The organism is Neoroseomonas rubea, assembly GCF_016106015.1.
In the GTDB taxonomy this organism is placed as follows: domain Bacteria; phylum Pseudomonadota; class Alphaproteobacteria; order Acetobacterales; family Acetobacteraceae; genus Neoroseomonas; species Neoroseomonas rubea.
This window is the reverse complement of sequence record NZ_JACADQ010000029.1, coordinates 1-26162: the sequence shown is the minus strand read 5'-3', so window position 1 is coordinate 26162 and position 26162 is coordinate 1. Positions and strand designations below refer to the sequence as shown.

The window sequence follows — 26162 nt, the reverse complement described above, 5'->3', positions numbered from 1 at the left end:
CCCGAACCCCCCTCAACCTTCTTTGCGACCTTGGGGACCAGTCCCCAACAGACGAAGAAGGGAGGGGGCTCGGGGGAGGTTCCCCTCCCCCGACCTTCACATCAGAGCGCGCCGCCCCGCCGCCCCGCCATGGCGCCGAGCCTGAGCCGCAGCGCGTTCAGCTTGATGAAGCCCTGGGCGTCGAACTGGTCGTAGGCGCCCTGGTCGTCCTCGAAGGTCACGTGCTTCATCGAGTACAGGCTGTTGGGCGACTGTCGCCCCGTGACGATGGTGTTGCCCTTGTAGAGCTTGAGCCGGACGGTGCCGGTGACGCTGGCCTGGCTCTCGTCGATCAGCGCCTGGAGCATCCGGCGTTCGGGGGCGAACCAGAAGCCATTGTAGATGATCTCGGCGTAGCGCGGCATCAGCGAGTCCTTCAGGTGGCAGGCCTCGCGGTCGAGCGTGATGGATTCCATGGCGCGGTGCGCGACGTACAGGATCGTGCCGCCCGGCGTCTCGTAGCAGCCGCGGGACTTCATGCCGACGAAGCGGTTCTCCACCAGGTCGAGCCGGCCGATGCCGTTCTCGCGGCCGAGCGCGTTGAGCTTCGTCAGCAGCGTCGCGGGCGAGAGGCGTTCGCCATTGATGCCGACCGCATCGCCGCGCTCGAACTCGATGGTGATCTCGGTGACCTCGTCCTTCGCATCCATCGGGCTGATGGTACGCTGCCAGACCATCTCGTCCGGCGCGTCCCAAGGTTCCTCGAGGATCTTGCCCTCGCTCGAGGAGTGCAGAAGGTTCGCATCGACGCTGAAGGGCGCCTCCCCGCGCTTGTCCTTGGCGATCGGGATCTGGTGTTCCTCGGCGAACTGGATCAGCCGGGTGCGCGACGTCAGTTCCCATTCGCGCCAGGGGGCGATGACCTTCACGTCCGGCTTCAGCGCGTAGTAGCTGAGCTCGAAGCGCACCTGGTCGTTGCCCTTGCCGGTCGCGCCATGCGCCACGGCGTCGGCGCCGACGGCTTCCGCGATCTCGATCTGGCGCTGCGCGATCAGCGGCCGGGCGATCGAGGTGCCGAGAAGATACATGCCCTCGTACAGCGCATTGGCCCGGAACATCGGGAAGACGAAGTCGCGGACAAACGTCTCGCGCAGGTCGTCCATGAAGATGTTCTCGGGCTTGATGCCGAGCAGCAGCGCCTTGTCGCGGGCCGGGCCGAGCTCCTCCCCCTGGCCGAGGTCGGCGGTAAAGGTCACCACCTCGCAGCCATAGGTGGTCTGCAGCCACTTCAGGATCACGCTGGTGTCGAGCCCGCCGGAATAGGCGAGCACGACCTTCTTCACGTCCTTCACGCGCATCGGGCGCACTCCAGTGTCTTGGAACGGGGCGGGTATGGCGCCGGGCGGGCGGGGAGGCAAGCCGGGCCGCTACCCTGCCGCGCGGACCCTGTCATGGGCCAGGATGGCGGCGGCGAGGTCTTCCCCCGCCCAGCCGACCGACTTGAACAAGGTGATTTCCTCCGGCCTACGCCGACCGGGATGTTCCCCGCGGCAGAGCGCGGCGAGGTCGGCCGCGATGTGGCCCTCGGCGATGGCGCCTTCGGCGATCGCCTGGAGGATGTCGCCGGCTTCGGCGAGCGCGCCGGCGCGCGTATCGACCACCAGCGTCGCGCGGGCGACCAGCGCGGCGTCGCATTCCCGCATGTCGCGGCGATAGGCGCCGACCAGGTCGACATGCGTCCCCGGCCGGACATCCGCGCCGCGCACCAGCGGTGTGGTGGAGAGCGTGGCGGCGGAGACGATGTCGGCCGCGCCGGGGTCGGGCCTGTCCACGGCGCGGGCGGGCAGGCCTTCCTCAGCCAGGGTGTGGGCCAGCCGCGCGGCGTTCGCCGCCGTGGGCGACCAGATGGCGATGTCCGTCAGCGGGAAGCGGGCCGCGTAGCCTTCCGACAGCGCCCGGGCGACCTTCCCGCTGCCGAGCAGCAGGAGCCGCCGGCTGTCCGGACGGGCCAGGTGGCGCGCGGCGAGCAGGCTGGCCGCCGCCGTCCGACGGTCGGTCAACTCGCCCCCGTCCATCAGGGCGAGCGGGGCGCCCGTCGCGGCGTCTGAGAGCAGGTAGGCGGCATGCACCGCCGGTTCCCCGCGTGCCGCATTCGCGGGCGCCACATGCACGATCTTGACGCCGGTATGCCCCAAGGCGCGCCAAGCGGGCATCAGAAGGAGCGTCGTCTCGGCGCCGGCGGGCCCGGGCATGGTGTGGCGGTGGCGGAGCGGGGCCTCGCAGCCTTCGCGGAACATGGCGGCCAGCGCCTCGACCAGCGCGTCCCAGGGCAGGGCGGCGCGCAGCGCGTCCCGATCGAGTTGCAGCATGGCGGCGCCCCCTCCGGTCTTCGGCGATGAGGTTTGCCTTTCCGGCCTGGGCTTTGCTAGGCCCCCCATCCCGGATGGTCTGCGCCGGGGGGGCCGACGTCTTGCGTTGATCCGCGCCCTGGCGTGGCGCAGCATGGCCGACGGGAGAGCGAAACGGTCCCGCCGCCTGACGGGCGGGGCCCAGAATTAGGGAGATACGGAGTGACCCAGACCTCGCGGTCCACTTTCCTGCGTGCCATCGGCGCGGCGCTGATCGCCGGCGCGGTGTCCGCCCCGGCGTTGGCGCAGCAGCCGGCTGCGGGCGGCAGCTCGCCCACCGTGGACGCCATCCGCGCCCGCGGCACGCTGATCTGCGGCGTGAACACCGGCCTTGCGGGCTTCGCGCAGCCCGACAGCCAGGGTGTGTGGCGCGGCTTCGACGTGGATTACTGCCGCGCCGTCGCCATCGCGCTGTTCAACGACCCGGACAAGGTGCGCTTCGTCCCGACCACGGCGCAGAACCGCTTCACGGCGCTTCAGTCGGGCGAGGTCGACATGCTGTCCCGCAACACGACCTGGACGCTGTCGCGCGACACCTCGCTTGGTTTCGATTTCACCGGCATCAACTTCTATGATGGCCAGGGCTTCATGGTGAAGGCGAGCCTCGGCGTGCGCAGCGCGCGGGAGCTCAACGGCGCGACCATCTGCGTCCAGCCGGGCACCACCACGGAGCAGAACCTGACCGACTGGGCGCGGGCCAGCCGTATCCAGTTCCAGCCCGTGGTGATCGAGCGGCTGGAGGAGGTGGTGAACGCCTACCTCTCCGGCCGCTGCGACGCCTACACGACGGACGTGTCGGGCCTCGCCGCCACGCGCGCCGTCCAGGCCCGGCCGGCGGATCACGTGATCCTGCCGGAGGTGATCAGCAAGGAACCGCTCGGCCCGCTGGTGCGCCATGGCGACCAGCGCTTCGCCGACCTGGTCCGCTGGGTGCATTTCGGGCTGATCACCGCCGAGGAACTGGCCATCACCAGCCAGAACATCGGCCAGGCTGCGAATGACGCTCGCCCGGACGTGCAGCGGTTGATCGGGCGCAGCGGCGATCTCGGGCGGATGCTCGGCGTCGACAACGCGTTCATGGTGAACATCGTCTCGCGCCTTGGGAACTACGGGCAGATCTTCGAGCGCAACCTGGTGCCGATCGGCATCCAGCGCGGCCCGAACGCGCTGTGGACGACGGCCGGCGGCCTGCAATACGCGCCGCCCTTCCGTTGACGTGACGTGACGTGACGCGGGGCGGGGGTGATCCCTCGCCCCGCGCGGTTCTCCCGGGCCCCGCCCGGACCAGGAACAGGTGAGGCAGCAGAAGAAAATGTCGGATACGACCGTGGATCCCCGCTATCGGCGAAAGCCGCCGAAACGGCCGCTGCGTCTGTCGTGGGCGGATGAGAGGGTACGCGGGATCGTCTGGCAGATCCTCGTCGTAGGCGCGATCGGTTCGGTCATCTGGTGGCTCTGGTCGAACACCGTCCACAACCTGGAAGTCCGGCGCATCGCCACTGGATTCGGCTTCCTGAACCGCGAGGCGGGGCTGCCGATCGCAGAGAGCCTGATCGAGTACGATCCGACCCACACCTATTTCCGCGCCCTGCTGGTGGGCGTGCTGAATACGCTGAAGGTCGCCGTGGTCGGCATCGTGCTGGCGACCATTCTGGGCACGCTGATCGGCATCGCGCGGTTGTCGAAGAACTATCTCGTCGCGAAGCTGTCGGCCTTCTACGTGGAAGTGATCCGCGACCTGCCGCTGCTGCTGCAGCTGCTGTTCTGGTACACGATCCTTCAGGGGCTGCCCGGTCCGCGCCAGGCGCTGCAGCCGATCGAGGGCGTGTTCCTGTCCAACCGCGGCATGAAGATGCCCGCCCTGGTGTGGGAGAATGCGCACACCGCCGCCATGGTCGCCTTCGTCGCCGGCATCGTGCTGACCTGGCTCTATGCCCGCCAGGCCCGCGCGAAGCAGATGGCGGACGGGCAGCCGCGCAAGGTCTGGCCGGCCGCGGTCGCGCTGATGGCCGGCCTGCCGGTACTGACCTGGCAGGTGATGGGCGCGCCGTGGGAGATCGACTGGCCGGCGCTGCGCGGCTTCAACTTCCGCGGCGGCATGAACATCAGCCCGGAATACGCGGCGCTGCTGATCGGCCTGGTCACCTATACGGCCGGCTTCATCGCGGAAGTGGTGCGCGCCGGCATCCTCTCGGTCAACCAGGGGCAGTGGGAGGCGGCGCAGGCGCTCGGCCTCCGCCACGGGTCCGTGCTGCGGCTGATCGTCATGCCGCAGGCGCTGCGCGTGATCATCCCGCCGATGACGTCGAACTATCTGAACCTGACGAAGAACTCCTCGCTCGCGGTCGCCATCGGCTACCAGGACATCGTCTCGATCGCGAACACCACGCTGAACCAGACGGGTCAGGCGATCGAGGGCATCGCCATCATCATGGCGGTCTATCTTTCGATCAGCCTGTCCATCAGCCTCTTCATGAACTGGTACAACGCGAAGATCGCGTTGGTGGAACGGTGAGGAGCCGGCCATGAGCGACATCACCGCCAATTCCCCGCCCGTCGCCGCCGGCAGCCCGCCGCGCAGCGCGCCCATCACCGCGGTCGGCCCGATCGCCTGGCTGCGGACGAACCTGTTCTCCGGCTGGCTGTCCACCGCCGTGACGCTGGTGCTGGGCTACCTCGTCATCCGCGCCGTCATGGGCTTCGTCGACTGGGCCTTCATCAACGCCATCTGGTCGGTGCCGGTGGCGCCGAACGGGCAGGCCCAGACCCAGGCCTGCCGAGAATTGCAGGGCAGCGGGGCCTGCTGGGCCGTGGTGACCGAAAAGCATCGCTTCATGCTGTTCGGCACCTACCCGTACGAACAGCACTGGCGGCCGGCGCTGGTCTGCATCCTGTTCGTCGCGCTCTACATCGTCTCCGCGCTCAAGCGCTTCTGGAACTGGACGCTGGTGCCGATCTGGATCGGCACGCTGACCGCGATCGGCGTGCTGATGTGGGGCGGCCTGTTCGGCCTGCCCTATGTGCCGCAGGAGCGCTGGGGCGGGCTGCCGATCACGCTGATCCTGGCGACCTTCGGACTGGCCTTCGCCTTCCCGCTGTCGATCCTGGTCGCGCTCGGCCGACGGTCGAGCCTGCCGGCGATCAAGGTGCTCTGCATCCTGTACGTGGAGCTGATCCGCGGCGTGCCGCTCATCTCGCTGCTGTTCATGGCGAGCGTGATGTTCCCGCTGTTCCTGCCTGAGGGCATGAACATCGACAAGCTGCTGCGTGCGCAGATCGCCATCATCCTGTTCGCAGGGGCGTATCTCGCGGAAGTGGTGCGCGCCGGGCTGCAGGCGCTGCCCAAGGGGCAGTACGAGGCCGCCGATGCCATGGGCCTGTCCTACTGGCAGAAAACCGGCCTGATCATCCTGCCGCAGGCGCTACGCACCGTGATCCCGCCGCTGGTGAACACCTTCATCGGCTTCTTCAAGGACACGTCGCTGGTGCTGATCATCGGCATCTTCGACCTGCTGACGGCGGGCAAGACCGCGATCGTCGAGCCGTCCTGGCAGGGCTTCGGCATCGAGGTCTATGTCTTCGTCGGCTCGATCTACCTGGTCTTCTGCTTTGCCATGTCGAAGTACAGCGCGGGGCTGGAGTCGGATCTCAACCGACACCGCCGGCGCTGAATCGCAACAGGGAACGAGAATGGACATGAGTGCTGCGATCGATACGAGCCAAGGCCATGTCGCCTCGGCCGTCCGCACGGACGCCCCGCCGGCGATCGTGCTCGACAAGGTGAACAAGTGGTTCGGCGCGCTGCACGTGCTGCGCGACGTCAACCTTCAGGTGGCGACCGGCGAACGCGTGGTGGTCTGCGGCCCCTCCGGGTCCGGCAAGTCCACCATGATCCGCTGCATCAACCGCCTGGAGACGCACCAGGAAGGCCACATCCTGGTGGATGGGATCGAGCTGTCGGACGATGTCCGCGCGCTCGACGCCATCCGGCGGGAAGTCGGCATGGTGTTCCAGTCCTTCAACCTGTTCCCGCACCTGACGGTGCTCGAGAACTGCACGCTTGCGCCGATCTGGGTGCGCAAGATGCCCAAGAAGCAGGCCGAGGAACTGGCCATGGAATACCTGACCCGGGTGAAGATTCCGGAACAGGCGCTGAAATACCCAGGCCAGCTTTCGGGCGGCCAGCAGCAGCGCGTCGCCATCGCGCGCGCGCTCTGCATGAAGCCCAAGATCATGCTGTTCGACGAGCCGACCAGCGCGCTCGACCCGGAGATGATCAAGGAGGTGCTCGACACCATGGTCATGCTTGCGGCCGAGGGCATGACCATGATCTGCGTGACGCATGAGATGGGCTTCGCCCGCCAGGTCGCCGACCGCGTCGTGTTCATGGACCGGGGAGAGGTGGTCGAGGTCGGCACGCCCGAGCAGGTGTTCAACGACCCGAAGACGGACCGGCTGCAACTGTTCCTCAGCCAGATCCTTCGCGGGCACTGACGGAAGGGGCGCGGCGCGGACCATCCCCGCCGCCTTCGGCCCGGCCATGCACCGAACGCAATACGGCAGGATTGCGGCACGGGCCCCCACGGGCCTATGCCTTCTCGCCTTGCCGCACTGCAGCGAGGCTCCGTGACCGCTCCCGAGAAATCCCAGGTTCTGACGCCGGCGCTGATCCTCGGCGTTCTTGGCGTGGTGTACGGCGACATCGGGACATCGCCGCTCTATGCGCTGCGCGCCTCGCTCCTGCTGTTCACCGGAGGTGGGCTGGAGCGCTGGGAGATCCTCGGCATCCTCAGCCTGATCATCTGGGCGCTGATCCTGACCGTCACGGTGAAGTACGTCGTCTTCGTCCTCCGCGCGGACAATCGCGGGGAAGGCGGGATCCTCGCGCTGATGGCGCTGGCGCAGCGCACCCTGACGTCGGACCGCGCGCGCTGGGGCGTAGCACTCATCGGCATCACCGGCGCGTGTCTGTTCTTCGGCGACGGCATCATCACCCCGGCCATCTCCGTGCTCTCGGCGGTGGAGGGGCTGAAGGTCGTCTCCCCGCATTTCGAGGATGCGGTGATCCCGATCGCGCTCGCGATCCTGCTCGCGCTGTTCCTCGTGCAGTATCGCGGCACCGGGCTGATGGGCGCGGTGTTCGGGCCGATCTGCGCGGCCTGGTTCGGCACGCTCGCCGTCCTCGGCGTGTGGGAGATGCTGCACAATCCGGTCGTGCTGCTGGCGCTCTCGCCGCACTACGCGCTGATGTTCTGCATCGAGTACAGGTTCGCCGCCTTCATCGCCTTCGGCTCGGTGGTGCTGGCGGTGACGGGGGCGGAAGCGCTCTATGCAGACATGGGCCATTTCGGCCGGCGACCCATCCGCTGGGCGTGGCTCTGGCTCGTGCTGCCCGCGCTCGCGCTGAACTATCTCGGCCAGGGCGCACTGCTGCTGCGCGATCCCGCGGCGATCGAGAATCCCTTCTTCCTGCTGGCGCCGGACTGGTTCCGCCTGCCGCTCGTGTTCCTTGCCACCGCGGCGACGATCATCGCTAGCCAGGCGATGATCTCGGGCGCCTACACCATCGCACGGCAATGCGTGCAGCTTGGCTTCATCCCGCGGCTCGCGGTGAACCACACCAGCGCGACCGAGGAAGGCCAGATCTACATGCCCCAGATCAACGCGCTGCTGCTGATCGGCGTGGTGATCCTGGTGATGGAGTTCCACACCTCGGACAATCTCGCCGCCGCCTACGGCATCGCGGTGACGGGGACCTTCGTCTGCACCACGATCCTGGCCTTCATCGTGTTCCGCCGGCAGTTCGGCTGGTCCTGGCCGCTGGTCGCCGCAGTCTTCGTGCCTCTGCTGCTGCTCGACCTGCTGTTCTTCTTCTCGAACGTGCTCAAGATCCCGCAGGGCGGCTATGTGCCGCTCGTGCTCGGCGCCGCGCTGTTCGTGATGATGACGACCTGGCATCGCGGGCGCGAACTGCTGTTCGCCCGCTTCCGCCAGGACGGGCTGCCGCTCAAGTCCTTCATCGCCCGCCTGCCGCAATCCCGCACCGTGCGCGTGCCGGGCACGGCGGTGTTCATGACGAGCCAGGCGGATTTCCTGCCCGGCGCGCTGCTGCACAACCTGAAGCACAACAAGGTGCTGCATGAGCGGGTGCTGTTCGTCACCGTGGCGAACGAAGCAGTTCCCTACGTGCCGGTCGACCAGCGGCGCGTCGTGGAGCAGCTGGCCCCCGACATCCATCGCATCGCGCTGCGATACGGCTTCCAGGAAAGCCCCAACATCCCGAAGGAGCTCGAGGCGCTGAAGGAGGTCGGCATCCCCTTCGAGCCGATGCAGACCTCCTACTTCCTGGGGCGGGAGACGGTGGTTGCGGCGGCGGTGCCGAAGATGTCGAAGTGGCGACAGTGGCTGTTTACCATCATGTCGCGCAACGCCGTCCCCGCGACGGAATTCTTCCGCATCCCGTCCGACCGCGTGGTCGAACTGGGTGTGCGGGTGGCGATCTGACGATGGCGAAGGTGACCGTCATCCTCGCGCTCGCCGCCGGCCCCGGCTTCCCGGATGGGAGCCCGGACCATCGCTACGAAATCGACCTGGCCCTCGACGGTGCGGGCCGGCCCGACCCGGTCGCCTGGGTCGGGGATCCCGCACCGTGGCGGGCACGCCGGATTGCGCCCGGCGTGGCGCCCGAGCAGGGCGACGTGCAGCACGACCCCGACCATGGCTGGTACATCCGCTTCTTCGGCCGCGCGGCCGAGGGCCCGGACGCGCCCGAGACGCGCTTCGATTGCGGCCCGGACCCGGTTCGGCCGGGCGAGTATGTGACGGTCACGGAGCCGGACGGGGCGCAATTCGCCTATCGCGTGGTGGGCGTTGGCTGAGCCGACGCTGCGCGGATTTGCGAAGGCTGCACCCGAAAAGAAAACCGCCGGCCCCGATCACTCGGAAACCGGCGGAAAACCTGGTGGAGCCAATCGGAATCGAACCGACGACCTCTTGAATGCCATTCAAGCGCTCTCCCAACTGAGCTATGGCCCCCCGGGAAGAGGCGCGCGGTATAGCCTCCGCCCGCGACCCCCGCAAGGGGGGCCGCGACCCCTTCCGGCGCGGCGCGCGGAACGGTAGGGAGAAGCCGTTCAGCCAGAGTTCGGGGAGAGCCCATGGGCAAGGTCTATCCAGACGCGAAGGCGGCCCTCGCCGGCGTCCTGCGCGACGGCATGGTGATCCATTCCGGCGGCTTCGGCCTGTGCGGCGTGCCGTCGCTGCTGATCGAGGCGATCCGCGAGAGCGGGGTGAAGGACCTCACCGTCGTCTCGAACAATGCCGGCATCGACGATGCCGGGCTCGGCCTGCTGCTCAAGACGCGGCAGATCCGCAAGATGGTGTCGTCCTATGTGGGCGAGAACGCGGAGTTCGCCCGGCAGTACCTGGCCGGGGAACTCGAGATCGAGTTCAACCCCCAGGGCACCCTGGCCGAGCGCATCCGCGCCGGCGGCGCCGGCATCCCCGCCTTCTTCACCAAGACCGGCGTCGGCACGGACGTGGCGAAGGGCAAGGAGACGCGGGAGTTCGACGGCGAGACCTACGTGATGGAGCGCGGCATCTTCGCCGACCTCGCCATCGTCCACGCCTATATGGGCGACACCGAAGGCAACCTCGTCTATCGGAAGACCGCGAGGAACTTCAATCCGATGATGGCGACCGCGGCGAAGGTCACGGTCGCGCAGGTCGAGCACCTGGTCCGCCCAGGCGAGATCGACGCCGACCACATCCACACGCCCGGCATCTTCGTGAAGCGCATCGTCACCTGCCCGGCGGGCTACGAGAAGCGGATCGAGCAGCGGACGGTGCGCAAGCACCCCGCGCCCGCCGCCGGCCCCGACCACCTGCCGCGCTGATCGAGGAGAGACGCCCATGCCCTGGACCCGCGACGAGATGGCGGCGCGCGCCGCCCGCGAACTCAAGGACGGCTTCTACGTCAACCTCGGCATCGGCATCCCGACGCTGGTGGCGAACCACGTGCCCGCCGGCATCAATGTGCAGCTGCAGAGCGAGAACGGCATGCTCGGCCTCGGCCCCTTTCCCCATGAGGGTGAGGAGGATGCGGACCTGATCAACGCCGGCAAGCAGACCATCACGCAGCTGCCGATCAGTTCCTTCTTCGATTCGGCGCAATCCTTCGGGATGATCCGCGGCGGCCACATCGACCTCTCGATCCTCGGCGCGCTGCAGGTCGCGGCGAATGGCGACCTTGCCAACTGGATGATCCCGGGAAAGATGGTGAAGGGGATGGGCGGGGCGATGGACCTCGTCGCCGGTGTAAAGAAGGTGATCGTGCTGATGGAGCACACCGCCGGCGGCAAGCCCAAGCTGCTGCAGTCCTGCACCCTGCCGCTGACCGGCGCGCGGGTGGTGGACATGGTGATCAGCGACCTCGGCGTCTTCGAGATCGCCCGCAAGGGGCCGGAACGCCTGGTGCTCACGGAACTCGCGCCGGGCGTCAGCCTCGACGAGATGCGCGAGAAGACCGAGGCGGTGTTCGAGGTGGCGGGCCAGGCGGCAGCCTGAACCGCCGCCGTCAGGCGACTCGCCCACGCAGGAAGGCCGACAGGCCGAACAGGCGATTGTACGGGAACAGCGGCAGCTCGGCCCGGCAGATCGTCTCGAGCAGCGCGTTCGTCGCCGCGCCGTGGCGGCGCAACTCGCACTTCGATTCCGGCGCCCGGCCGGTGAACGCGCGGCCGATCGCCGCCGGCAGTCGCAGTGCTGCCGCAAGCGGGAAGACGCCCCCGAAGAAGTACGCCGAGCGTTCGACCGTGACGCCGGCGCTGCGCGCCACCTCCTCCAGCCGGCCGAGCGCATAGCGCCGCCTGTGGTCAAGGAACACGTCGTGCCCGCTCCAGAGCCACTGGAAGGCCGGCACGGTGATCAGCACTGTCGCGCCCGGCCGCGCGATGCGGGTGTAGGACCGCAACAGGCCCGCATCGTCATCGACATGCTCCAGCACGTCCATCAGCAGCAGCAGGTCGGCATCGCTCTCCTGGATCTCGCGGCGGAACAGGAGGGGGCGGCCGGCCTCGGTCTCGTCCCGATCCTCCGGATAGTTCGGGTCGACGCAGGTCGCGCGCTCGGCCCCCTGGCGCAGCAGGGCGCGGGCGAAGAAGCCGGATCCCGCGCCGATATCCAGGATGGAACGCGGCGACATGCCGTGCAGCATCGCCGACATCGCCCGCGCCTTGCTGCGGTAGTACCAATGGTCCGCGATCGCCGGACCCAGAATGTCCTGTTCCCGAAGGTCCACGCTGTCCGTCCCATCGACCGCACCGTGATGGCCCGGCCACGCGCCGGCTGCAAGGCCCGGGTCGTTCAGGCGCCCGGCAGCGCGCGATAAGGCAGCGGTGCGAAGCGCGTCCCGTGCAGCGAGATGTCCCGCCAGACATCGCCCGCGACGTACGGGTCCTCCGCCAGCCAGGCCCGCGCGGTCTCGTCGCTTGCATGGCGCGTCACGGCGATCGACCCGCGCATCGCGCCGCCTTCATCCAGAACGGCGCCGCCCATCGCGAGCGTGCCATCCGCCGCCATCGGCTGGACGCGCGCCAGATGCGCCTCCCGCACCGCGGCGCGGCGCGCGGGCGCCTCGGCATCGGTGCCGTCCATCGCGACGATGACGGTGTGGGTGCGGGTTGCCGAGATGGGCTCGCCGGGCCGGGGCAGCGGACGATAAGGCAGAGGCGCGATGCGGAAGGGGTGGGCGGTCCAGCGTGCCCAGACGCCCTGAACGGCGAAGGGTTCCTCCGCGAGGTAGGCGTCGAGCCCCGCCCGGTCCGGCACCGTCAGCACCATCAGCGACCCTGCAGGCTGCCACTCCGGCGTGAAGAGCGGCACGCCGAGTGCAAGGCGGCCGTCCTCCGCCCAGCGCGTGATGACCGCAAGGTGCCGGTCGCGCGCGGCGGCGCGGCGCGACGGGTCCGGCCCGTCCCAGGCGATGATGGCGTAGCCCATGGCGACTCTCCCTCCGCTTTTCGTCCGCAGCGTGGCATGCTGAGCGCGCGCCGTCAGCCTGCCGGCAGCGCCCGATAAGGCAGCGCGCGCCAGCGTGTCGGATGGACGTTGATGCGGCAATCCGGCAGGGCCGCCGCGGCCCAGCCCGCCGCATCGACCGGATCGGGATGCGTGGTCACGACGATCGCGCCATCGCCCGTGGCACCCGCGAACAGGAGCGTACCGTCGCGTACCGCATCGGCCAGCGTCGCGACCGGTGCCGCGCCCTCGGCGAACAGGATGGACATGCGCCCTTCGGACGGCGGCGTCGCCGGCCAGGCGCGCCAGGGCAGGCCGGGAATGCGGAGCGGGCGCGCATCGCGCGCGGCCCAGACGCCGACCTGCACGAAAGGCTCGCGGGCGAGATACTCCGCGAGCCGTTCCACCGGCACCACCATGAGCGATCCGGCGGAGAGCCCCTCCGCCGTATGGATCGGCAGGCCGAGCAAAAGCAGCCCTTCGGCCGCGGCGGCTTCGATGAAGGCGATGTGGCGGTCGCGCGCCCGGGCCCGCCGCGACGGGTCCGGCCCGTCGCGGCCGATGACGGCGACCGCCTCCATCACGTCAGTACATGTGTTGGCCGCCGTTGATCGATAGCGTCGACCCGGTGATGAAGTCCGCATCATCGGCGGTCAGGAACACCACGCCGCGCGCAATATCGTAGGCACGCCCGAGGCGACCCATCGGGATCCGCGCCACGATCTTCTCGAGCACGTCGGGCGGCACGGCGCGCACCATTTCCGTGTCCACATAGCCCGGCGCGATCGCGTTCACCGTGATCTGGCTACGAGCGCCCTCCTGGGCGAGCGCCTTGGTGAAGCCGTGGATCCCGGACTTCGCGGCGGCGTAGTTCACCTGCCCGTACTGGCCCGCCTGGCCGTTGATGGAGCCGATGTTGACGATGCGGCCGAACTTGCGCGCCGTCATGCCGTCCCACACCAGCTTGCACATGTTGTAGCAGGAGCCGAGGTTGGTATCGATCACCGCATCCCACATGTCGCGCGACATGCGCTTCATCGTCGCGTCGCGTGTGATGCCGGCGTTGTTCACCAGCACCTCGACCGGCCCGACCTCCTGCTCGATCTGCTTCAGCGCGACGGCGCAGGATTCGTAGTCCGCCACGTCGAACTTGTAGCAGGGGATGCCGGTGCGCTTCGTGAAGGCCTCCGCCGCCTGCTCGTTGCCGGCGAAGGATGCGACGACCTTGCGCCCCGACGCCTGCAGCGCCTCGCTGATCGCGGCGCCGATGCCGCGCTGGCCTCCGGTGACGAGTGCGACGCGTGCCATGGCTGGTCTCTCCCTGTTCGCATGGTGGTCCGTGCCTCATCCGCCACCGGCGTCGCACGGTCCTTGATGGCGATCAAAACCTGCCCGCGCGGGCGGCGCCAGTGGAAATGCGCACGCGGCGGCGTGCCCTGCGATGGCGCGCTCAGCCCGGCGTCGCGCCAGAAGCGCGCACAACCGGCGCCCAGGCGGCGATCTCGGCCCGTACGAAGGCCTGCGCGTCATCGAGGAACAGGCGGCCCGGCAGCGTCGCCGTCTCGGCATAGCGGCGCGCCACCTGCGGTGCGGCCATCGCGTCGCGGATCGCCGCGGCCAGGCGTTCCTGCAGGGCGCGCGGCGTGCCCGCGGGTGCGGCGATGCCGGCCCAGCCATCGGCGATGATGTCGGGGAAGCCGTTTTCGACAAAGGTCGGGATGTCGGGGAAGTCGGAGATCCTCTCCCGCGTCGTGAAGGCGAGCGCGCGCAGGCTGCCGGCGCGGATATAGGCCGAGGCGGCCGTCAGGCTGTCCATCACCGACGGCACCGTACCCGCGATCGCGTCGGTGGCTGCCTGCGCACCCCCGCGATAGGGGATGTGCTGCAGTTCGAACCCCGCCGCCTGCGCCAGCCTGAGCCCGACCAGATGCGGCACCGAGCCGATCCCGCTGGTGGCATAGGCGACGCCGTTCGGCCGCTTCGCCGCTGCGACGAAGTCCGCCACCGTGCGCATCGGCGTCAGCGGGTTGACCAGCAGCAGGTAGGGCGTGCCGAGGATCGTCGCGATATGCGCGAAGTCCCGGTCGGCATCCCACTGGATGCGGTCGCGATAGAGCGTGTGGCCCACCGCCATGCCGGAGATGGTGGAGATCAGCAGCGTCGTCCCGTCCGGCGCCGCGCGCGCGACGAGTCCGGTGCCGAGCGTCGCGCCGGCGCCCGGCCGGTTCTCGACAATGACCGTGGTGCCGAGGCGGCGGCCCATCTCCTCGGCGATCAGGCGCGCGATGATGTCGGTGGTCCCGCCGGTAGCGAAGGGCACGATGAGGCGCACCGGCCCCGGATAGGATTGCGCGAGCGCCGGCCTGGCCAGCAGCGCGGGGGCAAGGAGGACATGGCGGCGGCGCGGCATGGCGGGGTCTCCGGCGTGGATCGTGGGCAGGGTAGCGCGGCCGGGGCGCGACCGGAACGTCCGCCCTGGCGCGAGCGCGACACGGCTGCTAGGATTTTGTCATGACATGGTGGAGGCATATCGCAGGGCGAATTACCGGCACGGCCGACTGAGGCCGCGCTCGTCACGGGCGCACCATCGGCCGTCCTGCGTTTCGCCCCGTCCTGCCCCTGTCAGAGTTCCTTCCCATGACCGATCCTGAACGCCTCGTGCCCGCGCGATTCGTGCTGCTGGCCGAACCTTCGCCGGGGCTGCTCCCGCGCCTGCTCCAGCCGCTCGCGAAGCGCGACCTTGTGCCGGACCTGCTGCTCGTCCGGCGCGAGGGCGATTCGATGCGTGTCGAGATCGCGCTCGACGCCATGCCCGCCGGCATGGTGCACTTGGTGGCCGGGAACCTCTCCCAGGTCATCGGCGTGATGGACCTGCGCGGCGGATCGGACGCGCTGCGGGCGGCCTGAGGCCGCCGAGCGCAATGCGCGACCAGATGGAACCATCTGGTCGGATGACTTTCGCTAGCGTGGGGCTGCCTCGCCGGGCCGTTCGATCCGGTACAGCCGAGCGAAGCCCTCCAACGCGACGGGCGCGACGCCGGGTGTCGGTGGGGCGCGCACGCCGACGCGGGGATGGTCCCCGTCGAGCACCAGCAGATAGTCGAACCGTTGGCGCCAGTCGCGCAGATAGGGCCGTGCGTCGCCCGCCGTCGGATCGTCCAGCTGTGTCACGGCGACCCCGAGCCCATTGGCGAGCGCCAGCTCGTCCCAGGGCGGCAGCACGCGAAGCACATGCCGCCCCCGCAGCGCGAAGAGCGTCGGGACAAAGGCGTCGCGATGCGTCACGGCCAGCGTGCCGAGATGCTCATAGGTCGGCATCTGCCCGCGCGGGAAATAGCGGCCGACCGGGGAGGCGAATCGATCCTGGGGGAATTCGTAGGCGACGAGCAGCGCGGCGCCGGGCGGCATCGGGGCGATCGCGCGCTCCACCGCGGCGATGTCCACTTGGCGCGCGTCCCACACCCAGCCCATCCAGGCCGCGCGCAGCGCGACGATCAGCAGCAGGCCGGCGGCGACGGGAAGATGTCGCCTGGCCGGCACGCGCGGCAGCATCGCTGCGAGAAAGGTCAGCAGGGCCATGATCGGGAAGCGCCGGTCCATCCATCCGGTTCCGCCCAGCGTGTTCGGCATGAGGATGGCGAGCAGCAGCAGCCCGCCGGCCGCGGCCAGCAGCCCGCCATGCACGCGCAGACGCCCCTTCGCCAGCGCCCAGCGGGCGACGGCGAGCACCGCCAGCAGCATGGCGAGGTCTACCGGCACCTCATAGGTGCCGAAGGCGGTGGTCAGGGCGCGTACCTTCTCGAAGAAGGCGTAGCCTGACCAGGGCGGCAGCAGCGTGTCCTCCTCCGCCGCGCCGTCCCAGGGCCCTGGCGTCCCGGACAGGTGCAGCATCAGGAAGGCTGGCAAGGCCCCTGCGGCGACGGCAGACCCCGCCCGTCCGACCACCGTCGCGATGGCGCCCGGCCCCGCCAGCGCGGCGCGTATCGAGGGGCCGATCGCGAGGCCCACCAGCAGCGCGAGGTAGAAGGCGAGTCCGAGTGCGTGCATCCAGATCAGCAGCACCCCGAAGGCCGCGCGCACGATGCACCGCTGCGGCCAGGCGCGCCGCATGAGCGCGGGTTCCGCCGCCGCGGCCAGGAGCGCGAGGCCGAGGCCGATCAGGAAGCTCAGAAAGCCGGCGAGCAGGATTCCGTTGAACGCGAGCAACGCGAAGCCGACCTGCCAGGCCCGCCAGCCGCCGAACAGCGCGCGGTTCAGCGCCGCGGCGCCAAGCGCGGGCAGCACCAGCGCGAGCGCCAGCATCAGGCGCATCGCGGGTTCCGCACCACCCAGCAGGGGCGCGAGCAGCACCACCACCATATCCATGCCGCCATTGGTGAAGGCATTCCGCCAGTCTGCCGCGTAGAACTCGGCGAGCGCCGAGCGTTCGAGCCCGCCCGCGAGCAGCCAGAGCCGTGCGAGATGGTTGGGATAGTCGAGCAGCGGCGGCACTGGCACCGCCAGCACCGGCATGCAGACAACGGCAAGGGCGGCGGCGATGAGGAGACGTAGCGGCATGACGGATCGATATGCGTGGCGGCGCATGCTACGTACCGTCTGTCACGAATTCCCTGACGCCGTCGCCATTCCTGTCAGCGGAACGCGAGCACCGCCAACATCACCAGCCCGAGCCCGATCCGGTACCAGCCGAAGGGCGTGAATCCGATCCGCCCGATCACGGCGAGCACCGCGCGCACGGTCACGAAGGCGACGATGAAGGCTGCGACGAAGCCGACCCCGATCTGCCCGAAGGCCGAGACGTCGATGTCGGCCCGCGCCTTGTAGAGCGAGTAGACCGTGGCCGCGAGCATGGTCGGGATGGCGAGTACGAAGGAGAATTCCGCCGCCGTCTTCCGGTCCACCCCGATCAGCAGCGCCGTGATGATGGTGGCGCCGGACCGGGACGTGCCCGGGATCATCGCTAGTGCCTGGCCGAAGCCGATCAGCAGCGCGGCCAGCGGACCGATCTCCGGCACCGAGCGGATCGTGGGCTCCGGCCGCGCGCGTTCGATCGCGATGATGGCGATGCCGCCCGCGATCAGCGCGACGCAGACCACCCAGGGGTTGAACAGCAGCCCCGTGATCGTGGAGTGCAGCGTCGCGCCGATCACCGCCGCCGGCAGGAAGGCAAGCAGCAGGTTCACCACGTAGAAACGCTGCAGCCCGGGCCGCCACATGTGCAGCAGCAGGTCGAGGATGAGGTGCCGGTAGATCACGACCACGGCGAGGATGGCGCCGAGCTGGATCGAGATCTCGAAGGTCTTGCCCGGCGGTCCCTGGAAGCCGATCAGCTCGCCGAGCAGGATCAGGTGGCCGGTGGAGGAGATGGGCAGGAACTCGGTCAGCCCCTCGACGATGCCCATCAGCAGGGCGGCGAACAGGGAACCGAATTCCATCGGGCGACTCCGGAAGGCGTGGCGGCGCCACTTTATGCGCCAGCGTCCGTGGCGGGAATCGGGCGGCGGCGCGCGGCCGCCGCCCGCCCCCGGTCAGCGCACCGTCTGCGGCGCGGCGAAGGCAAAGTTGTCGAAGGAATTCTCGGCCACGCGGAACCACTGGAACTGGTCGCCGCGGAAGCGAAGGTAGCTTTCCATGATGCGCCCGAACTTGGGGTTCTGCCGGGCGAGGTCGGCGTTCATCTCCTCATTCGCCCGCCAAGCCGCTTCCAGCACCGGGCGCGGCCAGAAGCGCAGCTGCGCGCCGGCGGCCACCAGCCGGCGCAGCGCCTGCGGGTTCAGGTGGTCGTAGCGCGCGGTCATGTCGGAATCGGCCTCGGCGCAGGCGACCTCCAGGGCGTGCTTGTAGAGGTCCGGCAGCGCCGCATGGGCGCGCTGGTTCATCATGAAGTGCAGCCGCGCGCCCGGCTCCCAGAAGCCCGGCGCATAGTAGAAGCGCGCCACGCGCACGTAGTTCGCGCGTTCGTCGTCATGCGGGCCCACGAATTCCGCCGCGTCGATCACGCCGCGCTCGAGCGATGGGTAGATGTCCGCCGGGGCGATCAGCGTCGGCGCCGCGCCAAGGCGCGTGAACAGCTGCCCGGCCAGCCCCGTGATGCGGAACTTCAGGCCGCGCAGGCTCTCGACGCCGGTGATCTCATTGCGGAACCAGCCGCCCATCTGGGCGCCGGTGTCACCCGCCGTGTGCGCGACGATGTTATATTCGCGGAAGAACTCGGCCGCGAGCTCGTTGCCGCCGCCGAAGCGGAACCACGAGGTCATCTGCCGCATGTTGAGGCCGAAGCTCATCGCCGTGAAGGGCGCGAAGGCCGTGTCCTTGCCGATGTAGTAATAGGAGGCGGTGTGACCGGCCTCCAGCGTACCGGCCTGCACTGCGTCCAGCACCTGCAGGCCGCCGACGATCTCTCCCGCCGGGAAGGTCTGGATGCGGAAGCGCCCTTCCGTCAGCTGGCCAACCCGCGCGGCGATGCGTTCCAGCGTGCCGTACAGCACGTCGAACACGCGGGGGAAGGAGGACTGCACGCGCCAGCGCACCTCCGGCAGCTGAGTCTGAGCCAGGGCGGGGGTGGCGAGGGCGGCGGGCGCGGCGGCGGCCGCGGCCCCCATCAGGGCACGACGGTTCATGCGGGTCTCCTCCCGGGGTGGAACGGTGCCCGCCACATAGGGGATCGGGACGGCCGGGAAAAGGATCAGGCGGGGGCGGGGCGCGGCTCCGGCGCCACGGGGGGCCCGCGCAGCGCGAAGGCCACTTGCACCGCCCCGGCAAACAGCCCCATGCCCACCCCCAGCTGCCAGGCCAGCACATAATCCCCGTTCAGGTCGAACAGCAGCCCGCCGCCGAAGGCGCCGAGGAAGGACCCGAGCTGGTGCGACATGAAGGCGATGCCCTGGATCAGCGCCTGGAAGCGCAGCCCGAACATCTCCGCCACCATGCCCGAGACGAGCGGCGCGACGCCCAGCCACAGGAAGCCCATGATCGCCGCGAAGACCAGCGTCGAGGCCTCGCTCGGCGGCCAGGCGAAGTACAGCCCGAGCACGAGGGACCGCACCAGGTAGATGCCCCCCAGCAGCGCCCCCTTGTTCCACCGCCCGCCGGCCCAGCCGAAGAACAGCGACCCCAGCACGTTGAACCCGCCGATCAGCCCGAGCGCCTTGGCCGAGAGCATCGGATCCTGCCCGCACAGCGCTAGGTAGGAGGGCAGGTGCGTCGTGAGGAACACAAGCTGCAGCCCGCACACGAAATAGGCCCCGGCCATGACCAGGAAGGGCGCGTGCGACATGGCGCGGCCGAGGGCCACGCCCATCCGCGGCGTCTCCCCCTGCGCCAGTGGCGGTACTGGCACCCGGTCCACCCGCCCCGCCACCCAGGCCGCCGGCAGCATGGCCAGGCCGAGGATCAGGAAGCCCCAGACGCCCGCGCGCCAGCCCCAGCCTTCCGCCAGCACCTGCCCGATCGGCGCGGCCAGCAGCGCGCCGACCGACCCGGCCGCCGAGACCATGCCGAGCGCGCTCGACCGCGCCGCCGCGGAGACCGGCCGGGATGCGACCGCGAGTGCCATGCCGCTGCCGGTGCAGGCGAGTGCGAGGCCGATCAGCAGCCCGGCGCCGATCATCAGCGCAAATGCACCCTGCGCCAGGGCCATGACCGCCAGTCCCGCCAGGTAGGCGACCACACCCGTCGCCAGCACAGGGCGGAAGCCCCAGCGCGCCGCGGCCGCCCCCGAGAAGGGCTGCAGGAAGCCCCAACCCAGGTTCTGGATCGCGATTGCCAGGGTGAACTCGGCCACCGCGATGCCGAGGTCCTGCGTCGCCGGCGCCATGAACAGGCCGAGGCTCTGCCGCAGCCCCATGGCGAGCGACAGCATGATCGACACGCCAATCAGGATGGGCAGGGCTGCTCTCATGTCGCCATGCTCGCCTGCGCGGCCCGCCGCGTCGAGGACGGACCCATGCACACCGCGCGGCGCCCCATGCGCGTGATCAGGCGAAGCGGACCAGCACCACGACGGCAACGAGCATCTGCGCCAGGTTCACCGCCACCGACAAGCGATGGGCGCGGTCGAAAGCGGCCTTGGCCCCGGTGTCGCCGGCCTGCGCGGCATCCGACAGCGCGTTGATGCGCGGCATCAGCGACTGCCGCAGCCACACGGTCGCGCCGGCGACCAGCGCCAGCGCCCCCGCATCGGCGGGACGGACCGGCATGAGCGCCACCGCGCCGGCCGCCGCCGTGCCGAGCACCCAGAGGTAGTAGACGGGAAAGACCCCGCGGATGAACCGCCCCGCCCATTCCGGGGGCAGGCGCGTGAACACCAGCGGCGCGATGCAGGCCGCGAAGAAGGCCATGCCGCCGAACAGCATGGCAATGCAGACAAGCGCGATGGCGGCGGTCACGGTCATGCGAAGGACGTGGGCAGCGCCGCCGCCGGCGCAAGGCTCAGCCCGGCAGCGGGAAGCGGTCAAGATAGGGCTGGTAGTCTGGCTCCACCTGGATATCGAGCGAGGCCAGCACCCGCACCACGGCGCAGTAGAAGGCGATGACCAGCACGAGGTCGACCATCAGTTCATGGTCCAGCTGCGCGGCGAGCGTGGCGTAGGTGGCAGCGCTGACGCCCGGGCCGGCATAGGCTTCCCGCGCCGCCAGCAGCACCAGCTTCGCGAGTGGTTCCAGCGTGCTGCCGCGCCCCTCGGTCTCGGCGATCAGCGCGCGGATGTCGTCCTCGCTGACGCCGAAGTCGAAGCCGATCTTCACATGGTGCGACCATTCGTAGGGCGACCGCGCGAGCCACCCGACCTGGAGGATGGCGAGTTCCCGCAGCCGCGGGTCGAGCTTCGAGCCGTAGCGGATGTACTGGCCGAGGCCAGAGAAGGCGCGCGCACCGCCCGGGCTGTTCGTCAGCGCGCGATGCAGCGCGATGTTCCGCTTCAGCAGGTCGCGGTCTTCGGGCTTCAGCAGTTCGACGGTCATGTCCGGCACGCGGGCCATGTGGCGTTCCCCCTTCGATGAGGGGTGCTAGGCTACACGCGCCGCGGCGCCTGCGAAGCCCCGCCGGGACGCGGCGCGCAGATGCGCAGCAGCGCCGCGCGGTCCGGCACGTCCACGCGGCGCCCATGCAGGCGAAGCAGGCCTGCCGCTTCCAGCCCATGCAGGGCGCGCGAAAGGCTTTCCGGCGTCATGCCGAGCCGCGCGGCGATCGCACCGCGCGGCTCGGGGATCTCCACCGCGCCGCGCGCCGCGCTGAGCCGGCGCGCGAGGAAACGCGCCGCGCGCTGCGTCGCGTCCCGCGTCTTGAGGTCCACGACCTGGTCGACCAGCAGCCGCCACTGGCGCGTCATCTGCTCGAGCGCCGCGTGCATCAATCCGCCGTCGGCCATCGCCGCCGCGCGCACCTCCTCAGCGGGGATCGCCAGAAGCCGGCAGGGCGCGAGGGCAACCGCGGCGACCGGATGCGCGGTGCGCAGCAGCACCGCCGAGATCGGGAAGGCTTCCCCGGGCGAGAGGATCTCGACCATCGTGGCCGCGCCGCCTTCCTCCGCCGTGCTGAGCCCGACCGAGCCCTGCAGCAGCAGGAACAGCCGGTCGGCCTCTGCTTCCTGCGCGAGGATCGGCGCGCCACGTGGCACCGCGAGCGCGACGGCGGCCCCGAGAAGCTGCGCCCGGGTCGCCGGGGACGCCGCGGTGAGCAGCGGCCCCGTGACCTTCACGCCGAGCGGTGACCGGATCCCAGGCATGGCAGATGTTTCCGCATGCCGTCATCCTCGCAGCGAAGCCGCGCGGCTTGATTGATTCAGATCAACGGCCCGTCACTCCGTCTTCACCGCGTAGCCTTCCTCCTCCACCGCCATGCTGACGACATGGCGCGGCAGGACGGTCTCGGTCTTCACCGTGCCGCCGGCGACGTCGACGACGACCGTCGCCGTCGGGTCCTTCGCCTGGATTGCGGCGGTCACCGCCTGCGCGCAGTGGCTGCAGCTCATGCCTTCCACCTTCAGCGTGATTTCCGGTCCCTTGGTCTTGTCCATGGTCTCACTCCTTCCGTGCGAGGTCGTCGAGGATCGGGCAGTCCGGGCGTTGGTCGCCCTGGCAATGCGCGGCCAGGTGCCTGAGGCTCGCCGCCATGCGCTGCAGGGACTCTGCCTTACTCTCCAGCGCGACGACATGGGCGAGCGCAAGGCGCTTCACCTCCGCGCTCGCGCGCCCGTGGTCCTGCCAGAGCGCGAGCAGGCGACGCACATCCTCGAGCGGGAAGCCAAGGTCGCGCGCGTGGCGGATGAAGCGCAGCACCGCAACGTCGCGTGCGGCATAGACGCGGTAGCCGTTCGCGCCGCGCGCGGCGGCGAGCAGGCCTATTGCCTCATAGTGCCGGATCATCTTCGCCGAGACGCCGGAGCGCGCGGCCGCTTCGCCGATATTCACCGCGGATCCTCCGCCGGATGCCAGCGCGCCAGCAGCAAAGCACTGCCCAGCACGCTGAGCGAAGAGGCCGCCATCGCCGCCCCCGCGACCACCGGCGAGAGCAGCCCGAGCGCCGCCAGCGGCAGCCCGACAAGGTTGTAGCCGAAGGCCCAGACAAGGTTGTGCCGGATCTTCAGCCGCGTCCGCCGCGCCACCGCCAGCGCCGCAGGCACCAGCGCCGGGTCGCCGCGCAGCAGCGTCATGCCGGCGGCGGCGATCGCCACGTCGGTGCCCGTGCCCATGGCAATGCCGAGATCCGCGCGTGCCAGCGCCGGCGCGTCGTTCACCCCGTCGCCCACCATCGCGACGCGATGCCCTTCCGCCTGCCAGGCGGCGACGCGGTCCGCCTTGCCCTCCGGCAGCACGCCGGCGGCGACGATATCGACCCCGAGGCTGCGCGCCGTCGCCTCCGCCGCCGCCGGATGGTCGCCGCTGAGCATCGCGACCTTCAGCCCCATCGCCTTCAGCGCACCGACGGCCCGCGCCGCGCCGGGCTTCGCCGCATCCTCGAAGGCGAGCAGCGCCAGCGCGCGACCGCCCTCGACCAGCCAGGCGAGGCTGCGCCCCTGCGCCGCCTCCCCCGCCACCGCATCGGAGAGCGTGCCGGCCTCCGCGCCGCGTTCATCGAGCAGTCGCGGGCTGCCGAGCGCAAGCGCGCGCCCGTCCACGCGCCCTTCCACGCCGCGCCCGGGCAGCGCGCGGAAATCCTCGACTGGCGGCGGCTTTCCTGCCGCGGCGGCGAGCACGGCGCGGGCGAGCGGATGCTCGCTGCCCGCCTGCAAGGCGGCGGCGAGCCGCAGCGCCTCCGCCTCCGTCATCCCCGGCGCGACGTGCAGCGCGGCGAGCCGCGGCCTGCCTTCCGTCAGCGTGCCCGTCTTGTCGAAGGCGACGAGGGTGATCGCTTGCGCATGCTCGATCGCCTCGACGTCGCGCACCAGGATGCCCGCGCGCGCCGCCGCGCCCGTGCCCGCCATGATCGCCGCGGGCGTGGCCAGGCCGAGTGCGCAGGGGCAGGCGATGACCAGCACTGAGACCGTCGTGATGATCGCCTGCTCCGCCCCTGCGCCGACCAGCATCCAGCCCGCGAAGGTGGCGGCGGCGATCACGAGCACGACCGGCACGAAGACCGCCGAGACGCGATCCACCAGCTTCTGCACCGGGGCGCGGCTCGCCTGCGCCGCGGCGACGAGGGCGGCGACGCGGGCGAGCATCGTCTCGCCCCCTACTGCCGAAACGCCGATGACGAGCCGGCCGTCGAGCGCCACGGTGCCGGTGGCGACTCGCGCGCCGGGCTCCTTCTCGACCGGGCGGCTTTCGCCGGTCAGCGCGCTCTCGTCCACGCCGGCGCGGCCTTCGCGCACCGTGCCGTCGGCGGGAATGCGTTCCCCCGGCCGCACGACGACGAGGTCGCCCACCGCGAGGGCTGCGACCGGCACGTCCTTCTCCTCTCCCTCCTCGATCCGCCGCGCGGTGCGCGGGGCGAGGCCGAGCAGGGCGCGGATCGCCGCGCCCGTCGCGCGCTTCGCCCGCGCTTCCAGCCACTTGCCGAGCAGGATGAACAGGATGACGACGGCCGCGGCCTCAAAGTAGAGCGCATGCGCGTGCTCGCCGCCGTGGCGCAGCAGCAGCCAGGTGGACAACCCCCAGGCGGCGCCCGTGCCGATCGCGACCAGCTGGTCCATGTTGCCCGTGCCGGCGCGCAGCGCCGCGATGCCCGCGCGCCAGAAGCGCGCGCCGAGCCAGAAGGTGACCGGCGTCGCCAGGGCGAACTGCCACCAGCCGCCGGGCATCCAGTCCTGCCCCACGACCATGCCGGCCATGCCGGCCAGGAAGGGCAGGGTCAGCAGCGTGGCGAGGATGAGATCGCGTGCTTCCCGCGCTGCGCCCGGGTCGGCTTCGTCCGCCGCGCTGGCCGCGAGCAGTCGGTATCCCGCCCGCGTGACGGCGGCGCCGAGCGCGGTCTCCTCCGTTCCGCGGATGGCGCGCAGATGGGCGCGTTCGGTCGCGAGGTTCACGCTCGCCTCGATCACGCCGGGCACGCGCCGCAGCGCGCGCTCGACCCGCTGCGCGCAGGACGCGCAGGTCATGCCGCCGATGCCGAGGTCGAAGACCGTCTCCGGCACCGCGTAGCCGGCGCGGCGCACGGCGGCGGCAAGCTCCGCTACGGGCGCGGTGCCCGACACCTCGGCCTGGCCGGAGGCCGCATTCACCTCCGCGCCGACGACGCCGGGCACGGCCAGCAGGGCGCGCCGCACGCGGCCGGCACAGGCGACGCAGGTCATGCCTTCGATCTGCAGGAAAAGGCGGGGCGTGGTGAGAGCGGCGTCGGGCATGGCGATCCTCCGCTGCGTCATCTGGGCCTTACCAATATGGGAAGGTCAAGGGTCAATGCTTGACGGGCGTGGGCGTGGGGCCGACATGCCACCTATGTGGCGCTTGCCGATCCGTCTTTCCGCCCTGGTGCTCCTGACAGTCCCGGATGCTGCCCAAGCGCAGAACGAACCATTCCGCATCGTCAACGCGGCGGCGGTGCCGGCCATCGCGCTGCATCTCGTGCGCAGCGGCGCGGCGGATTGGGGCCGCAATCTGCTGAACCAGGGGCCGGTCCGGCCCGGCGCCTTCTTTGCGATGCGCATGCCCGAGGGGGCCGGTTGTCGGTTCGACATCCGCCTGGTCCTCCAGGACGGGCAGGAAGTCATCCGTCGCGACGCCGATGTCTGCGCCGAACGCCTGCAGACCCTCGCGCCAGCCTCCGCCGGCGCGCCGCCGCGGGTAGACGCGCCGCTGCCGCAGGTGGGCGGCGGCGACCGGCTGCTGCCCGCCATCGGGGGCCCGCGCCCCTGATTCTCGGCCCATGATTGACTCCGGTCGCGTCGCTGCCGACATCATCGGTGCCATGAGGCGCATCCTCCCCCCGCTGCTGCTGACGATCGCCCTGCTGCTGCCCGCCGGTCACGCGGCGGGGCAGAGCGAGCCGTTCCGAATCGTGAATGGCGCGCAGGTGCCGGCCATGGCCTTGCACGCCGTGCGCAGCGGCCGGCCAGACTGGGGCGGGAACCTTCTCAACCGGGGTCCGCTCGCGCCCGGCGGCCAGTTCTCGTTGCGCCCGGCCGAGGGGGCGGGGTGCCGCTTCGACATCCGCCTCGTGCTGCAGGACGGGGAGGAGGTCGTCCGCCGCAACGCCGATATCTGCGTCGAGCGCACCGTGGCCATGGGGCCGGCGCCCGTGCCGGCCCAGCCGCGCCCGGGCGCCTCCGTCGCTGGAGCGGGCCTGCCCGGCGCAAAGCCGCCGCCGCTGGCCCCTGGTGC

General features: G+C 70.4%; 27 protein-coding genes, 1 tRNA gene and 1 pseudogene. 11 read left to right on the top strand and 18 right to left on the bottom strand.

All coding sequences use genetic code 11. From position 1 onward, the window contains the following. Nucleotides 1-101 precede the first annotated feature (101 nt). Complete coding sequence (locus HW577_RS05675; RefSeq protein WP_198375096.1) at nucleotides 102-1337, bottom strand: argininosuccinate synthase; 1236 nt, start codon at nucleotides 1335-1337, stop codon at nucleotides 102-104. A 69-nt stretch (nucleotides 1338-1406) separates the two neighbouring features. Further along, on the bottom strand, nucleotides 1407-2348 hold the full coding sequence (gene lhpI / locus HW577_RS05670; protein ID WP_198375095.1) for a bifunctional Delta(1)-pyrroline-2-carboxylate/Delta(1)-piperideine-2-carboxylate reductase: 942 nt from the start codon (nucleotides 2346-2348) through the stop codon (nucleotides 1407-1409). 201 nt (nucleotides 2349-2549) lie between these two features. On the opposite strand from lhpI, the gene HW577_RS05665 reads away from it, so the two are divergent. From HW577_RS05665 to HW577_RS05640, 6 genes are all read left to right on the top strand, one after another. Further along, entirely contained in the window at nucleotides 2550-3602 is a 1053-nt protein-coding gene (locus HW577_RS05665) for an amino acid ABC transporter substrate-binding protein (protein WP_332837468.1), read from the top strand. 112 nt (nucleotides 3603-3714) lie between these two features. After that, on the top strand, nucleotides 3715-4902 hold the full coding sequence (locus tag HW577_RS05660; protein WP_419956576.1) for an amino acid ABC transporter permease: 1188 nt from the start codon (nucleotides 3715-3717) through the stop codon (nucleotides 4900-4902). 10 nt (nucleotides 4903-4912) lie between these two features. Next, nucleotides 4913-6058: an amino acid ABC transporter permease gene (locus tag HW577_RS05655; RefSeq protein ID WP_198375093.1), complete on the top strand. Its 1146-nt coding sequence runs from the start codon at nucleotides 4913-4915 to the stop codon at nucleotides 6056-6058. Nucleotides 6059-6083: 25 nt separating this feature from the next. Beyond that, nucleotides 6084-6881 carry an amino acid ABC transporter ATP-binding protein gene (locus tag HW577_RS05650; RefSeq protein ID WP_198375092.1) on the top strand — a complete coding sequence of 266 codons (798 nt, stop codon included), beginning with the start codon at nucleotides 6084-6086 and terminating at the stop codon, nucleotides 6879-6881. A 96-nt stretch (nucleotides 6882-6977) separates the two neighbouring features. Next, a complete protein-coding gene (locus HW577_RS05645) occupies nucleotides 6978-8891 on the top strand; it encodes a potassium transporter Kup (RefSeq protein ID WP_198375091.1) in 1914 nt (637 codons plus the stop codon). 2 nt (nucleotides 8892-8893) lie between these two features. Beyond that, nucleotides 8894-9265 (top strand): hypothetical protein, encoded by a 372-nt coding sequence (locus tag HW577_RS05640; protein ID WP_198375090.1) that lies wholly within the window; start codon nucleotides 8894-8896, stop codon nucleotides 9263-9265. 81 nt (nucleotides 9266-9346) lie between these two features. Here HW577_RS05640 and HW577_RS05635 read toward each other — a convergent pair. Then, a tRNA-Ala gene (locus HW577_RS05635) sits at nucleotides 9347-9422 on the bottom strand. A gap of 122 nt (nucleotides 9423-9544) precedes the next feature. On the opposite strand from HW577_RS05635, the gene HW577_RS05630 reads away from it, so the two are divergent. Both HW577_RS05630 and HW577_RS05625 read left to right on the top strand, forming a co-directional pair. Beyond that, on the top strand, nucleotides 9545-10282 hold the full coding sequence (locus HW577_RS05630) for a CoA transferase subunit A (RefSeq protein ID WP_198375089.1): 738 nt from the start codon (nucleotides 9545-9547) through the stop codon (nucleotides 10280-10282). 16 nt (nucleotides 10283-10298) lie between these two features. Then, nucleotides 10299-10952: a CoA transferase subunit B gene (locus tag HW577_RS05625; protein ID WP_198375088.1), complete on the top strand. Its 654-nt coding sequence runs from the start codon at nucleotides 10299-10301 to the stop codon at nucleotides 10950-10952. Between the two features lie 10 nt (nucleotides 10953-10962). On the opposite strand, the gene HW577_RS05620 is transcribed toward HW577_RS05625, so the two are convergent. From HW577_RS05620 to HW577_RS05600, 5 genes are all read right to left on the bottom strand, one after another. Next, nucleotides 10963-11685 carry a class I SAM-dependent methyltransferase gene (locus HW577_RS05620; protein WP_198375087.1) on the bottom strand — a complete coding sequence of 241 codons (723 nt, stop codon included), beginning with the start codon at nucleotides 11683-11685 and terminating at the stop codon, nucleotides 10963-10965. 65 nt (nucleotides 11686-11750) lie between these two features. Next, a complete protein-coding gene (locus HW577_RS26430) occupies nucleotides 11751-12386 on the bottom strand; it encodes a YciI family protein (protein WP_232474702.1) in 636 nt (211 codons plus the stop codon). Nucleotides 12387-12439: 53 nt separating this feature from the next. Then, a complete protein-coding gene (locus HW577_RS05610) occupies nucleotides 12440-12985 on the bottom strand; it encodes a hypothetical protein (RefSeq protein ID WP_198375086.1) in 546 nt (181 codons plus the stop codon). 4 nt (nucleotides 12986-12989) lie between these two features. Beyond that, nucleotides 12990-13712, bottom strand: coding sequence for an acetoacetyl-CoA reductase (gene phbB / locus HW577_RS05605; protein ID WP_198375085.1), 723 nt, complete (start codon nucleotides 13710-13712; stop codon nucleotides 12990-12992). Nucleotides 13713-13854: 142 nt separating this feature from the next. Continuing rightward, a complete protein-coding gene (locus HW577_RS05600) occupies nucleotides 13855-14814 on the bottom strand; it encodes a Bug family tripartite tricarboxylate transporter substrate binding protein (RefSeq protein ID WP_198375084.1) in 960 nt (319 codons plus the stop codon). Between the two features lie 227 nt (nucleotides 14815-15041). Here HW577_RS05600 and HW577_RS05595 point away from each other — a divergent pair, with 227 nt between their 5' ends. After that, nucleotides 15042-15311, top strand: a complete 270-nt coding sequence (locus HW577_RS05595) for a hypothetical protein (RefSeq protein ID WP_198375083.1) — start codon at nucleotides 15042-15044, stop codon at nucleotides 15309-15311. Between the two features lie 54 nt (nucleotides 15312-15365). On the opposite strand, the gene HW577_RS05590 is transcribed toward HW577_RS05595, so the two are convergent. The 10 genes from HW577_RS05590 to HW577_RS05545 form a co-directional block, all read right to left on the bottom strand. Further along, complete coding sequence (locus HW577_RS05590) at nucleotides 15366-16961, bottom strand: hypothetical protein (protein WP_198375082.1); 1596 nt, start codon at nucleotides 16959-16961, stop codon at nucleotides 15366-15368. A gap of 74 nt (nucleotides 16962-17035) precedes the next feature. Beyond that, nucleotides 17036-17839, bottom strand: a complete 804-nt coding sequence (locus HW577_RS05585; protein WP_198375081.1) for an undecaprenyl-diphosphate phosphatase — start codon at nucleotides 17837-17839, stop codon at nucleotides 17036-17038. A gap of 93 nt (nucleotides 17840-17932) precedes the next feature. After that, the gene (locus HW577_RS05580) at nucleotides 17933-19024 is read right to left on the bottom strand and encodes a TRAP transporter substrate-binding protein (RefSeq protein WP_198375080.1); all 1092 of its coding nucleotides are present in this window, start codon (nucleotides 19022-19024) and stop codon (nucleotides 17933-17935) included. 65 nt (nucleotides 19025-19089) lie between these two features. Further along, nucleotides 19090-20304, bottom strand: coding sequence for an MFS transporter (locus tag HW577_RS05575; protein WP_198375079.1), 1215 nt, complete (start codon nucleotides 20302-20304; stop codon nucleotides 19090-19092). Between the two features lie 76 nt (nucleotides 20305-20380). Beyond that, nucleotides 20381-20797 (bottom strand): DUF4149 domain-containing protein, encoded by a 417-nt coding sequence (locus HW577_RS05570; protein ID WP_198375078.1) that lies wholly within the window; start codon nucleotides 20795-20797, stop codon nucleotides 20381-20383. Between the two features lie 37 nt (nucleotides 20798-20834). Beyond that, nucleotides 20835-21383: a carboxymuconolactone decarboxylase family protein gene (locus tag HW577_RS05565; protein WP_198375077.1), complete on the bottom strand. Its 549-nt coding sequence runs from the start codon at nucleotides 21381-21383 to the stop codon at nucleotides 20835-20837. A 32-nt stretch (nucleotides 21384-21415) separates the two neighbouring features. Further along, nucleotides 21416-22129, bottom strand: a complete 714-nt coding sequence (locus HW577_RS05560) for a Crp/Fnr family transcriptional regulator (RefSeq protein WP_198375076.1) — start codon at nucleotides 22127-22129, stop codon at nucleotides 21416-21418. A 72-nt stretch (nucleotides 22130-22201) separates the two neighbouring features. Continuing rightward, nucleotides 22202-22420, bottom strand: a complete 219-nt coding sequence (locus HW577_RS05555) for a heavy-metal-associated domain-containing protein (protein ID WP_198375075.1) — start codon at nucleotides 22418-22420, stop codon at nucleotides 22202-22204. Between the two features lie 4 nt (nucleotides 22421-22424). Beyond that, the gene (cueR, locus tag HW577_RS05550) at nucleotides 22425-22814 is read right to left on the bottom strand and encodes a Cu(I)-responsive transcriptional regulator (protein WP_198375074.1); all 390 of its coding nucleotides are present in this window, start codon (nucleotides 22812-22814) and stop codon (nucleotides 22425-22427) included. Continuing rightward, entirely contained in the window at nucleotides 22811-25186 is a 2376-nt protein-coding gene (locus tag HW577_RS05545; protein ID WP_198375073.1) for a heavy metal translocating P-type ATPase, read from the bottom strand. Before HW577_RS05545 ends, cueR begins: the two co-directional genes overlap by 4 nt. Here HW577_RS05545 and HW577_RS05540 point away from each other — a divergent pair. Together HW577_RS05540 and HW577_RS05535 are read left to right on the top strand one after the other, a co-directional pair. Next, the gene (locus HW577_RS05540) at nucleotides 25185-25697 is read left to right on the top strand and encodes a hypothetical protein (RefSeq protein ID WP_198375072.1); all 513 of its coding nucleotides are present in this window, start codon (nucleotides 25185-25187) and stop codon (nucleotides 25695-25697) included. The two genes, HW577_RS05545 and HW577_RS05540, sit on opposite strands and share 2 nt — an antisense overlap. Nucleotides 25698-25749: 52 nt before the next feature. After that, nucleotides 25750-26162: pseudogene (locus HW577_RS05535) on the top strand (hypothetical protein); the annotation flags it as partial.